This window comes from Arcticibacter sp., from assembly GCF_045629565.1.
In the GTDB taxonomy this organism is placed as follows: domain Bacteria; phylum Bacteroidota; class Bacteroidia; order Sphingobacteriales; family Sphingobacteriaceae; genus Arcticibacter.
The window spans coordinates 1-11,411 of sequence record NZ_JAZQRL010000134.1 but is presented as its reverse complement, the minus strand read 5'-3'; the positions used below and the strand labels follow the sequence as shown (position 1 = coordinate 11,411).

The window sequence follows — 11,411 nt, the reverse complement described above, 5'->3', positions numbered from 1 at the left end:
ACCATGTTCTTCACGTAATCCGCGTGACCTGGACAGTCAACGTGTGCGTAGTGACGGTTTGCTGTTGAATACTCAACGTGTGATGTATTGATAGTGATACCTCTCTCTTTCTCTTCAGGAGCAGAGTCAATTGAATCAAATGAACGGACCTCAGACAAACCAGCATCAGCTAATACTTTAGTGATAGCTGCAGTAAGAGTAGTTTTACCGTGGTCAACGTGACCGACTGTACCGATATTTAAGTGCGGTTTGCTGCGGTCAAATTTTTCTTTTGCCATTTTTTTATACTAATTAGTAGGTTAATTTTATTTTTACTGTATTTGATTATATACCTTAACCGAGCCAATGATGGGACTTGAACCCATGACCTCTTCCTTACCAAGGAAGTGCTCTACCGCTGAGCTACATCGGCTTATCCGTCAGTCCGCAGTTCGTTTCCCATAACCCTGAAACACAAAACTGCAAACGGCATACTGCCGACTGCTTATTGTTAAAATGGAGCGGAAGACGAGGTTCGAACTCGCGACCTATAGCTTGGAAGGCTATCGCTCTACCAACTGAGCTACTTCCGCTTATTTTATTTCTTTCCAAATTTTCCCTCCCGGATTTTAAAGTTCCGATTCCCTGGAGAAACGCAAACTTCAAAATCTAAGATTTCGGTGGGGGGAGAAGGATTCGAACCTTCGTAGCCGAAGCAACGGATTTACAGTCCGTCCCATTTGACCGCTCTGGTATCCCCCCAGCCTGATTGTCGATCATTATAATCTCCAACCTGGAGCCTCCTATCGGGATCGAACCAATGACCTACTGATTACAAGTCAGTTGCTCTACCAGCTGAGCTAAGGAGGCTTATTTTATCCTTGTTCTTCACAAGCATTAACTTAATCGTTAATGGGCTGCAAAGATATGAATACTTTTTAAATTCAAAAATAAAATTTCAACTTTTAAAGAACTACCTTTTCTGTGTGATTCTCTACGTTTAGAGGCTCTTTGAAAGGGTTTGCAAATCTACATAAAATACACATCCGTCAAAATTTTTTTGAAAAAAAAATCCGGCAGTTCTCTAACTGCCGGATACTTACTAATTTAGCTCTCACTTAAATTAATCCTCTTCTATCTGCAAGATCTCACGGTCCACTTTGTGATTACTCAGATGGGGTTTTGACCTTACTTTATTTTTGTCAATCTGGCGCTTTAAAGACTCTATGGCCAGATCAGTTGCTTCCTCAAATGTTTTACATTGCTCCTTGGCGAATAACTGCGTCCCGGGCATGATAACTTTAATCTCTGTGATTTTGTTTTCCTCACTAACCGTATTCTCCAGCTTCAGGTAAATCTCTCCGCTTATGATCTGATCCGACATCTGATCTAGCTTATCTGCCTTTTTCTGAATAAATGCCAACAATTTTTTGTCTGCATTAAAATGGATTGACTGGATACTGATTTTCATTTGACCTCCTTTTTTAAGCCTTTGGATGGGCTTGTTTATAAATTGTTTTCAACTTCTCAACTGTAGTATGGGTATAGACCTGCGTAGACGCAAGGCTCGAATGCCCTAACAGCTCCTTCACCGAATTAAGATCGGCTCCATTTTCCAGCAGGTTTGTAGCAAATGAGTGGCGTAAAATGTGCGGACTCTTCTTTTCCTTACTCGTAATATAAGACAGGTGCTTCGTAACTATCCTATAAATTAGCCCGGAATACGCTGCCTTCCCTCTATCAGTCAAGATCAACATATCTGGGCAACAACTGAAACCCTGACTATGTTTTTCTTTAATATATTGATTTATTAACTTAATCAATGTCTTATTTAACGGAATTAGACGTTGTTTATTACGCTTTCCATTGACGAGCACAGTCTGCTCATACACATTTATGTCGCGTTCCCTGATACCCAGCAGTTCAGCGAGCCTGATTCCGGTGCCAAACAGCATCTCAATAACGAGCCTGTCACGCAGTCCCCCAAAATCCGGCGCAAAATAATCGCCATGATCCAGAAGCGCGTTCAGATCATTCTGATGCAAGGCTACAGGCAAACGCTTAGGTGTCTTTAATGCTTTTATCTGAATAAGTGGATTGGCCGTCGAAAGGCCTTCCCTATTGAGGAATTTATAAAAGGCCCGTAGAGAGGAAAGTTTTCTATTGACGGTTCGTGGGCCCGATTCCGCCATCAGATCAACCAACCAGGTTCTGATGTCGCGATGTGTCACCGAATCGAAGTCCAGCTCCCGTGAGGAAAGAAACGATTTGAATTGACCAAGGTCCTGCAAATACGCTGAAATGGTATGCTTCGAAAACCGCTTCTCGAACTCTATATGATGGCTAAACCTGGTTATAAACATCAAAAACTATTTGCGTATTACAATAATGCAATATACAAATAGTTTTCGTGTTAAAATTTATAAAGAAATTAAACTACATCCTGATTAAGGGTTTGTTTGTATACTGCACGCTTAACGGTAGTACGGCGGGTAATTGATTTCTTCTCGTATGCCTGACGGCTACGTAGTTCTCTTAATACTCCGGTCTTCTCAAATTTCTTCTTGAATCGTTTAAGGGCTTTATCTAAAGACTCGCCATCTTTTACGTTGATAATAATCATCTGCTAATATACCTCCTTTCGCTTTTTAAAGGACTGCAAAAGTAAGGAAATTTTCGGAAACTAAAACATTGATTTGCAAATAATCAGACATCGAAATCGTCTCCCCTAAGCTCGGCAAATATGATTTCAATCTCAGCTATAAATGACCCCGGTCATTCCGCTTATAGCTAAGCCCCTTTACCTTTGTTGTATAATCATTGAGAGGATTAAAATCTTATAATTCAGGCAGCAATCTGGTATAAGAATAAAAAATTTGTTTTGAGTTTGAGTTTGTTGATAGGAGCCGATACTAAAAAGATCGGCTTTCCTTTTTTATACCCAGTCGTGCTGCTTCTCTCGGCCCCGGTAAAGTTCTACAAGCAAATTTGCACTCACCTGTTCAGTCCCTAACCGAACCAATCGAAGCGTTGCCCGGAAAACAGCCTCAACGATGGCAGCATCGCATCCGGTGGTTAATAACTCGCCAGACTCACAATATTCGGCGAGAACGCTTTTAACCGCTCAGTTCCCTTTAAAAAATCCAGACTAATTACAAAGGCATACCCAGCTACAATGCCCCCCAGCTCCTGTATCAACTGTGATGCCGCAACAGCCGTTCCTCCGGTTGCCAGCAGATCATCGTGCACCAGCACCCTGTTTCCAGGCTCAATCGCATCCGTATGCATTTCAATAGTGGCAGATCCGTATTCCAGATCATACGCCTTTTTTACAATGGTAAATGGCAGCTTCCCCGGCTTTCTCACCGGCACAAAAGGAACATGTAGTTTCGCAGCCAACATTAGTCCGAATAAAAACCCCCTGCTCTCTACCCCCGCAATCACATCGATTTCTATTCCTGAGAGCTTCTCAGCAAACGCATCCACAATTTCCAAACATAGTCCGGGATCTTTAAAAATCGGAGTAACGTCCTTAAAAACTATACCAGGTTTAGGAAAATCGTGTATATCTCTTACTACAGAATGTATCTTCGTGCTAATCATCAAAAATCAAATAAGGTGCAATTTTACGCAAAATTTCAGCATCCAGGATATTGATCTTTCTCAGGTCTTTGATGGACACATAGTTTCCATGTTGTTTGCGATACTGAATGATCGCATTCATTTGTTTATACGTTAAATAAGGGTACTTTCTCAACTCATCAAAATCGACACGATTAATATGAATTTTACTTAAAGCCGTCGTGTCGACTGTCAATTGACTGAAAATTTCTTCATATCTTATTGAATCAATGCCAAATACCTCACGCAGCTGGCCCACTTCGCGGAATCCACCTAAGCGGCTCCGGTACTTAATGATTCTGGAGGCAATTACAGGGCCTATACCTTTCACCTCCACAAGAGCTGCAGAATCCGCAGCATTCAGCTCAATAACCCTATCGACCTTTCCACGTCCTGAAATCTTTTGCCCATCATAACGACTCCCTTTGCTGAAAGACGGCTTTTCGCCCACGGGGATATTGACATAGGGCGCAAGCTCCTGATAAGAGGCATCACTAATGGAATAGATTTTTTGGAGATCTTCTTTTTTTCTGAACGATCCACCCTTGCCCTCATAATTATGGATCACCTTGATTTGCCTGTCTGTAAGGCCCAGCTTCCGCCATTGTTCTGCGGGGAGCCGGTTCGGGTTAAAAGAAAATAGTTGTTTGATTGCAACCTTCCGGGATCGGTCATCGCCATCACGTTGTGTGCTGCGGGTACTGGTCTCCGGAACTCCCCTTCCAGGTTTCTGGTCCCCCGCTTCACCTTGCAGAAGTTCCGACTCAACCGGAAGATCTTCAACGTAAACATCCTCCCTCACGCTGGCCTTATATATTACCGGTAAAAAAACGAATAGAAGAATCAGTATACACAATACAACCAGTCCGTTCTGCTCTTTCCTGCTGAAGCCGAATAGTGCATTTAGCCACTTGTTCATAACATGATAAGGTTAGCACAATGTGCAAACCAAACATAGAAACAATAATGTGTCAGGAAAAAAACAGGAAAAATAATTTTATAAGCCGGGCAGCAGCACACAATACCTTAAAGAGATAGCTATATCCACTGGCGGCAACACATGAGGTGTACCGGCCGTCACGCTACTACACTATCGATTTCCAAAGCAGGTCTTTCAGCTCCTGCAAGCCTTTTTGTGCTACAGAAGATATAAAGACATACGGTACTCCTGCAGGAAGTTCCTGCTTCATCTCTTCCATCAATTCTTCATCCAGAACATCCGACTTGCTGATCGCCAGGATCCTTGGCTTATGCATCAGTTCAGGATTGTAATCCTCCAGTTCGGAAAGCAGAATGTTGTACTCCTGTTCAATAGTCCTGTTCGTATCAGCAGGCACCATAAAAAGCAACACGGAGTTACGCTCGATGTGTCGAAGGAAACGAAGCCCCAATCCTTTACCCTGAGAAGCACCTTCGATGATTCCCGGAATATCGGCCATTACAAAGGATCGATTATCACGATAGGAAACGATCCCCAGATTCGGAACAAGCGTAGTAAAAGCGTAATCCGCTATTTCGGGCTTAGCAGCAGAGACGACCGACAAAAGAGTTGATTTACCTGCATTCGGAAAACCTACTAATCCAACGTCCGCAAGTACCTTCAACTCCAGGATCATCCACTGCTCCTGCCCCGTTTCACCAGGCTGTGCAAACCGCGGGGTCTGCTGCGTTGAAGATTTAAAATGCCAGTTACCCAGGCCTCCCCTACCGCCGCTGGTCAATATCTCCGTCTGGCCATCAGCCGTAATTTCAAACAGAACCTCTCCAGTTTCAGCATCCCTGGCAATAGTGCCAAGGGGCACCTCCAGAAACTCATCTCTTCCGGTCTTCCCGCTTCTCAATGAGCTTCCGCCAGATTCCCCATCGCCCGCAATAACATGCTTACGGTATTTCAGGTGAAGCAGAGTCCAGAGCTGACTGTTACCCTTCAGGATAACGTGTCCGCCTCTACCGCCATCACCACCGTCCGGACCACCTTTAGAGGTCAGGATGTCGCGGTGTAAGTGCGCAGAACCTGCACCACCACGACCAGAGCGACAACATATCTTCACATAATCAACAAAGTTGGAACCCTGGGACATACCGAATTATTTGAAAAAATTTATTTGCTAAAGCTATCCGTTACCTGGCTGATAGAAGCAAAAATACCTTCTATGCTACCTATGCCGTTAACGCTTTGATATTTATTCTGAGCCTTGTAGAAATTAGCTACAGGAGCAGTTTTATCATTATATTCCTGAATACGTTTGCTGATAATTTCAGGGTTCGCATCATCAGGCCTGCCCGAATCCTTACCTCTCAGTAGCAAACGCTTCTGCAATTCATCATTATCAACGATCAAGGCGATCATTCCGGAGATGGCGGTATTTTTTGACTCCAGCAAGCTATCTAAAGCCTCTGCCTGAGCAACCGTACGCGGGAAACCATCAAAGATAAAGCCATTTGCGTCCTTATTAGAATCCAGCTTGTTGCTGATCATTCCGATAACGACTTCATCAGGCACAAGAAGACCCTGATCCATGAGCTTCTTCGCTTCTGTCCCTAGTTCAGTACCATTTGAAATTTCACTTCTGAGAATGTCTCCTGTGGAGAGGTGTACAAGCTTATATTTTTCAATGAGCTTTTGGGATTGGGTCCCTTTACCGGCTCCCGGAGGGCCAAATAGAACGAGATTTAGCATCTGGGTGATTTTTAAATTTTAAAAGCCTTTCCGTTTGTCGAAAAGGCTTTCTGAGATGGTGGACTTAGAGGGAGTCGAACCCCCAACCTCCTGATCCGTAGTCAGGTGCTCTATCCAATTAAGCTATAAGTCCCTTCGCTAATGGAATGCAAAGATAGAAGTTCTTTCTACATTTTCTAAATAATTTTAAAAAAAACAGGCCTTTAAATTAATCTCAACGGCTATTTAATTAACTATCAACAAATTAAAAAACCTCCTGTTTTTGCATCCCATGCGGTTTACGGAGTATTCGGAGATCCCTTGCCCGGTCTGGATATCGATTCTCTCATATCCGTATCTGATTTCAGGTTCTCCATTTTATAATAATCCATGATGCCGAGATTTCCTGACCGGAAAGCCTCAGCCATAGCTAAAGGAAGCTGAGCCTCCGCTTCGATAACTTTAGCACGCGCTTCCTGGGCCTTGGATCTCATCTCCTGCTCTGAAGCAACAGCCATCGCACGCCTTTCTTCCGCCCTCGCGTTAGCAACCTTCAAGTCTGCTTCTGCCTGGTCGGTTTGAAGTTTCGCGCCAATGTTCTCGCCGATGTCGATATCCGCGATGTCAATGGATAATATCTCGAAAGCCGTTCCGCTATCCAGCCCCTTGCCTAAAACGGTCTTAGATATCCGGTCTGGATTTTCAAGCACCTCTTTATGGTTAACTGCAGAACCGATAGTGGTCACAATACCTTCGCCTACACGGGCCAGGATCGTTTCCTCACCGGCACCACCCACTAACTGGTTAATGTTAGCACGAACCGTCACCCTTGCTTTTGCAATCAGCTGAATACCGTCCTTCGCTACTGCAGCAACCGGAGGTGTATTGATCACCCGCGGGTTAACCGACAACTGAACTGCATCAAACACATCACGGCCTGCAAGGTCGATGGCAGTAGCCAGCTTAAATGTCAGCGGAATATTCGCCTTATCGGCCGAAATAAGCGCCTTGATCACGTTATTTACATTTCCCCCCGCCAGAAAGTGGGTTTCAATGTCGTTTGATGTGATATTTAATCCTGCCTTGGTAGAGGTGATCATGGCATTGGTGACCAAAGATGGCGGAACCTTACGAAGACGCATCAGAAATAAATTCAGCAGCGATATTTTTACTCCCGAGAGCTGGGCCGTAAACCACAAGTTGACCGGCAACAAGTAGAGAAAAAAGAATAGGGCGACAATCGCACCTACTACAATCATGATTAATTGAACATTATTATCCATTCGTTAACTATTATATTAAACTATTTTTAATTGCCTCAAAATTGGGGAGGTCAGATGCGGCCTCCAGCACTTCAGCATATCTCAGACGCTGGTCTTCATCAATAACAAAGGCCGCACGCTTCGCTACGCCTTTCATTCCAAATACAAAGTCTTCATAAAAGGCACCGTAGGCCTGCGAAACTTCCTTATTGAAGTCTGACAACAAAGGAAACTGATAATGATTTTCTTCTTTAAACTTTGCCAGCGTAAAAGGGGAATCTACTGATATCCCCAGGACGTCAGCGTTCAATCCTTCATAAAAGCCAAAAGAGTCGCGCATAGTACACAGCTGATCCGTGCACACCACGGTAAAGGCCATCGGAAAAAAATGAATAATAAGCTTTTTTGATTTGAAGTCGCTCAGCGACACCTCTTTTAGCTCAGAACTATACAGGGTAAAATCGGGTGCCTTTTGTCCTGGTATTAAAGCCATAAATGATTCTTGATATTAACAATTTAGGATCACTGGCTAATATAGGTAATATTATGGACGAGGTTATCTAATTTCAGCAATCTGTCTGAAAAGATACAATAGAAGCGGAAGGAAAATTAACGGATTTCGCTTTTTACATGCGAAGGCTTATCAATACGACCATTAATGGCAACGAGCAGAATCAGTACCGCCGTAAAAACCGCCCATATCCAGGGCTCATTGTACCATTGATCATTTTTAGGAGTCATAAGCCCATAGTCATTCTGGCTTGACTGAGAGAAAGCTTCCAGATGGAAGATGAGAATTCCTAAAAACACATAGAAACAAGTAATCAACCGGAATGACTTGTCTCTTAAAATATCTTTTATTTTCATTAAGCGGACAATTTCACACTGATCCATTAACATCATCCGATTACTTTAGTTTTAAGAAGATAGTATTTTTATGTTATTTTATTGAAAATCTTTTGAATTAAGACATTTTTTTTTCAAAGATAAAGCGTATTATTGCAGACCCAAAAAAGTGACCTAAAAAGGGGCTTAAACATTGATTAATAACGCATTTTATTTCAATATCATATGCCAAGCACTGGAAAAATAACGCAGATCATCGGAGCCGTAGTTGACGTCAGCTTCTCCAATGATGCTAAACTCCCACAAATTTACAATGCACTGGAAATCACAAGGGAGAACGGAAAGAAGGTAATTCTTGAAGTTCAACAACACCTTGGAGAAGATCGTGTACGTGCCATTGCAATGGATTCCACAGACGGATTATTGCGTGGTATGCCTGTTGTTGACACAGGATTCCCTATCAGAATGCCTATCGGTGAAAACGTAAAAGGTAGAGTATTCAACGTAGTTGGTGATGCAATTGACGGTATCGCTGATCTGGATAAATCAACCGGTCGCGCTATCCACGCACAACCTCCGCGTTTCGAAGACCTTTCTACCGAAACTGAAGTTCTCTTCACTGGTATTAAAGTAATCGACTTACTTGAGCCGTATTCAAAAGGTGGAAAGATCGGTCTGTTTGGTGGTGCCGGTGTTGGTAAAACAGTATTAATCCAGGAACTGATCAACAACATCGCCAAGGCGTATGAAGGTTTATCAGTATTTGCTGGTGTAGGTGAGCGTACCCGTGAGGGAAATGACTTACTTCGTGAGATGCTTGAATCCGGAATCATCAAATACGGTGAGGAGTTTATGCATGGCATGGAAAAAGGAGAATGGCCTTTAGATAAGGTAGACTACAATGAATTGAAAGATTCTAAGTGTACATTCGTATTCGGACAAATGAACGAGCCACCAGGTGCACGTGCACGTGTTGCGCTATCTGGTTTAACTATTGCGGAATACTTCCGTGACGGTGATGGTCAGGGTCAGGGACGTGATATCCTTTTCTTCATTGACAACATCTTCCGTTTCACCCAGGCAGGATCTGAGGTATCGGCGCTATTAGGACGTATGCCTTCAGCGGTAGGTTACCAACCAACCCTGGCTACTGAGATGGGTCTGATGCAGGAACGTATTACTTCTACTAAACGTGGATCTATTACTTCTGTTCAGGCGGTCTACGTACCTGCGGATGACTTGACTGACCCTGCGCCAGCTACAACGTTCGCCCACTTAGATGCTACTACTGTATTATCCCGTAAAATTGCCGAGCTAGGTATCTACCCGGCTGTGGATCCTTTGGATTCTACTTCCAGAATCTTAAGCCCGATGGTTCTTGGTGATGAGCACTACAACACAGCACAACGCGTAAAGGAAATTCTTCAACGTTATAAAGAGCTTCAGGATATCATTGCCATCTTAGGTATGGACGAGCTTTCTGAAGAAGATAAACTGGTTGTTGCCCGCGCTCGTCGTGTTCAGCGTTTCTTATCTCAGCCGTTCCACGTTGCAGAGCAGTTCACTGGTCTTAAAGGCGTATTGGTTGACATCAAAGATACCATCAAAGGATTCAATATGATCATGGACGGAGAAGTGGACGAGTATCCTGAAGCTGCTTTCAACCTTGTGGGTAATATTGAAGACGCCATCGCAAAAGGCAAGAAAATATTAGCAGAAGCAAATAACTAATTGCACTATGACTTTAGAAATCTTAACACCCGATAAAGCCGTATTCCAGGGAGAAGTTACATCTGTAACTGTACCAGGCGTGCTCGGTTCTTTCGAAGTACTGAACAATCACGCTCCCATCATATCTATTCTTGATGATGGAAAGGTAATTATCCGAAACGGAAAGGCAGAAGAAAGCATCCTGATTAAGGGCGGAGTGGTCGAAGTTCTAAATAACAAGATCACCGTTCTGGCTGAAGGAGTGGTAAGCTAAGTTTTCTTCATAAATGACTATCATAGAGGCTGTCTCAATATATATGGAGTACAGCCTCTTTTTTTTGTGCTCTTGCGGTTAAACACATGGTTGTCTCAACCTCCTTCTTGAAAGCCATAAACTATGTCTTAGAAGAAAACGATATCCGCTTCCCTACCGGGAAATCTACTCGATCCCTGTCGTCTGCCGTTCGTTGCTTCGTCGCTTTTACCGGCGTTTTTGCTGTTGCCGCCATTTTCGTGGTGAGTTTCTCTTTCCGTTGTTCCTGATCGCGTAGCAACCTGTTACCTTCGTAACACATCATACTGATCGCTACTGCCCGTGTTTGCTGTTCTTCGTTAAGCTCCATATTCACCGGACCCGCAGGGTACGCTCCCGCTTCTTCAGCTGCATAAGCAGCGATAATCGCACAGGGGCTGAATTCCTTGCTGTTCAGCAGCACATAACCCTCCTCCATCCGTGTTTCAGCATAAGCCAGCAGCGATACGCTCAGCATCAGGAGCTGGTCTGCTTCAGCCCGGGCGTCAAAGCGGATCTCCTGGGCGTCCAGCTGTCCGTATTTGCGCAGCTCCACATCCCTGACTTCCAGGTATTCGAAGTACTCCTTGCGGAAGTTGAAGCCGATCAGGCTATACCGGATGCGGTATTTGCTGACGGCCTTGCTGATGCCCGGCGGTACCCGCAAGTCGGTTCGGGCGTTCAAGGCCCCCATGAAGACGCTGATCCGCCCCTCCTGGTCCCGCTCCACCCGCTGGCTGACCTGCAGCACCTCGCTGATCCGGCTGTGGATATGGAAGTCCATCCCGATGATGCAGCCCAGGTCTGCATCGTGCAGGTCGCGCCGCCCCACGCTGCCTGTCAGGCTGCCCCGGATGCTGCGGTACACCGCCTGGGTGCAGCGGGCCGCCGCCGCCCCGTCGCGGTGCACATAGGCCGGCTCAAAAGCCTGGCGGATCACCGCCGCCGTGGTGCTGGAAAGACCGAACTCCGTGGAGGCACGGATGCTGGCGCTGGTCTGCTTGAATGTGCGGGGTTTCCCCTGCATGATGGTCATACCGCG

The 11,411-nt window shown here is 44.6% G+C and carries 14 protein-coding genes and 5 tRNA genes; 2 read left to right on the top strand and 17 right to left on the bottom strand.

What is annotated here, in order from left to right:
- The 16 genes from ACKI5J_RS19675 to ACKI5J_RS19600 form a co-directional block, all read right to left on the bottom strand.
- Nucleotides 1–278: GTP-binding protein (locus tag ACKI5J_RS19675; protein ID WP_407431611.1), on the bottom strand; the 278-nt coding region annotated here is incomplete at its 3' end.
- 62 nt (nucleotides 279–340) lie between these two features.
- A tRNA-Thr gene (locus ACKI5J_RS19670) sits at nucleotides 341–412 on the bottom strand.
- Between the two features lie 84 nt (nucleotides 413–496).
- Nucleotides 497–572 (bottom strand) — tRNA-Gly (locus ACKI5J_RS19665).
- A gap of 88 nt (nucleotides 573–660) precedes the next feature.
- Nucleotides 661–741: transfer RNA gene (locus tag ACKI5J_RS19660), tRNA-Tyr, on the bottom strand.
- A 32-nt stretch (nucleotides 742–773) separates the two neighbouring features.
- Nucleotides 774–849: transfer RNA gene (locus tag ACKI5J_RS19655), tRNA-Thr, on the bottom strand.
- A 253-nt stretch (nucleotides 850–1,102) separates the two neighbouring features.
- Nucleotides 1,103–1,450 (bottom strand): ribosome hibernation-promoting factor, HPF/YfiA family, encoded by a 348-nt coding sequence (gene hpf, locus ACKI5J_RS19650; protein ID WP_407431609.1) that lies wholly within the window; start codon nucleotides 1,448–1,450, stop codon nucleotides 1,103–1,105.
- Nucleotides 1,451–1,463: 13 nt separating this feature from the next.
- A complete protein-coding gene (locus ACKI5J_RS19645) occupies nucleotides 1,464–2,342 on the bottom strand; it encodes a tyrosine-type recombinase/integrase (protein ID WP_407431607.1) in 879 nt (292 codons plus the stop codon).
- Nucleotides 2,343–2,410: 68 nt separating this feature from the next.
- Entirely contained in the window at nucleotides 2,411–2,602 is a 192-nt protein-coding gene (gene rpsU, locus ACKI5J_RS19640) for a 30S ribosomal protein S21 (protein ID WP_106290231.1), read from the bottom strand.
- A 452-nt stretch (nucleotides 2,603–3,054) separates the two neighbouring features.
- The gene (locus ACKI5J_RS19635) at nucleotides 3,055–3,582 is read right to left on the bottom strand and encodes an adenine phosphoribosyltransferase (protein ID WP_407431605.1); all 528 of its coding nucleotides are present in this window, start codon (nucleotides 3,580–3,582) and stop codon (nucleotides 3,055–3,057) included.
- Nucleotides 3,575–4,519, bottom strand: a complete 945-nt coding sequence (locus ACKI5J_RS19630; RefSeq protein WP_407431603.1) for a ComEA family DNA-binding protein — start codon at nucleotides 4,517–4,519, stop codon at nucleotides 3,575–3,577. The genes ACKI5J_RS19635 and ACKI5J_RS19630 overlap by 8 nt, the downstream gene beginning before the upstream one ends.
- 166 nt (nucleotides 4,520–4,685) lie before the next feature.
- A complete protein-coding gene (obgE, locus tag ACKI5J_RS19625; RefSeq protein ID WP_407431601.1) occupies nucleotides 4,686–5,681 on the bottom strand; it encodes a GTPase ObgE in 996 nt (331 codons plus the stop codon).
- A 20-nt stretch (nucleotides 5,682–5,701) separates the two neighbouring features.
- A complete protein-coding gene (locus tag ACKI5J_RS19620) occupies nucleotides 5,702–6,280 on the bottom strand; it encodes an adenylate kinase (RefSeq protein WP_407431599.1) in 579 nt (192 codons plus the stop codon).
- A gap of 56 nt (nucleotides 6,281–6,336) precedes the next feature.
- Nucleotides 6,337–6,413 (bottom strand) — tRNA-Arg (locus ACKI5J_RS19615).
- Between the two features lie 145 nt (nucleotides 6,414–6,558).
- A complete protein-coding gene (gene floA / locus ACKI5J_RS19610; RefSeq protein ID WP_407431597.1) occupies nucleotides 6,559–7,542 on the bottom strand; it encodes a flotillin-like protein FloA in 984 nt (327 codons plus the stop codon).
- A gap of 10 nt (nucleotides 7,543–7,552) precedes the next feature.
- A complete protein-coding gene (locus ACKI5J_RS19605; RefSeq protein WP_407431595.1) occupies nucleotides 7,553–8,014 on the bottom strand; it encodes a redoxin domain-containing protein in 462 nt (153 codons plus the stop codon).
- Nucleotides 8,015–8,130: 116 nt separating this feature from the next.
- Complete coding sequence (locus ACKI5J_RS19600; RefSeq protein WP_407431593.1) at nucleotides 8,131–8,388, bottom strand: hypothetical protein; 258 nt, start codon at nucleotides 8,386–8,388, stop codon at nucleotides 8,131–8,133.
- A 204-nt stretch (nucleotides 8,389–8,592) separates the two neighbouring features.
- Here ACKI5J_RS19600 and atpD point away from each other — a divergent pair, with 204 nt between their 5' ends.
- Nucleotides 8,593–10,098 carry a F0F1 ATP synthase subunit beta gene (atpD, locus tag ACKI5J_RS19595; RefSeq protein ID WP_407431591.1) on the top strand — a complete coding sequence of 502 codons (1,506 nt, stop codon included), beginning with the start codon at nucleotides 8,593–8,595 and terminating at the stop codon, nucleotides 10,096–10,098.
- Nucleotides 10,099–10,105: 7 nt separating this feature from the next.
- Entirely contained in the window at nucleotides 10,106–10,351 is a 246-nt protein-coding gene (gene atpC / locus ACKI5J_RS19590; protein WP_407431589.1) for an ATP synthase F1 subunit epsilon, read from the top strand.
- A gap of 121 nt (nucleotides 10,352–10,472) precedes the next feature.
- Here the strand turns inward: atpC and ACKI5J_RS19585 are convergent, their stop codons facing one another.
- Nucleotides 10,473–11,237: a hypothetical protein gene (locus ACKI5J_RS19585; RefSeq protein ID WP_407431587.1), complete on the bottom strand. Its 765-nt coding sequence runs from the start codon at nucleotides 11,235–11,237 to the stop codon at nucleotides 10,473–10,475.
- Nucleotides 11,238–11,411: the final 174 nt, after the last annotated feature.